At 68.8% G+C, this 426-nt stretch carries 1 protein-coding gene; it reads right to left on the bottom strand.

Annotated features, from left to right (window positions below):
* Window positions 1-426 (bottom strand): ABC transporter permease (locus TW83_RS13340; protein WP_045983272.1); only part of this gene is annotated, 426 nt, incomplete at both ends.

Raw genomic sequence — 426 nt, 5'->3', positions numbered from 1 at the left:
CCGGCGCGGGGCGGGATGGCCCGGCCGACGAAACCGGCCAGGATCACCACGGTCAGGATATATGGCAGCGCGTTCATGAACATCGAGGGCACCGTCACGATCCCCAGGTCCAGGTTCGGATAGAGGTTCGCGATCGCCTCCAAGAGCCCGAACAGGAACGTCGCGAACAGCGCCTGCCAGGGGCGCCATTTGGCGAAGATCAGCGCCGCCAGCGCGATGAAGCCGCGCCCGGCGGTCATTTCCTTGACGAAACCAGCCGAGAGGCCGGTCGCCAGATAGGCCCCCGCGATGCCACAGAGGATGCCGCAGATCGCCACGGCGGTATAGCGCAGCCGGGTGACCGACACGCCCGCCGTGTCCACCGAGGCGGGGTTTTCCCCCACCGCGCGCAGGCGCAGGCCGAAGCGGGTGCGGTAGAGCACCCCC

Source organism: Paracoccus sp. S4493 (genome assembly GCF_000967735.1).
GTDB classification, from domain to species: domain Bacteria; phylum Pseudomonadota; class Alphaproteobacteria; order Rhodobacterales; family Rhodobacteraceae; genus Paracoccus; species Paracoccus marcusii.
The sequence above is the reverse complement of the archived record's forward strand: the minus strand, read 5'-3'. Positions and strand labels throughout refer to the sequence as shown.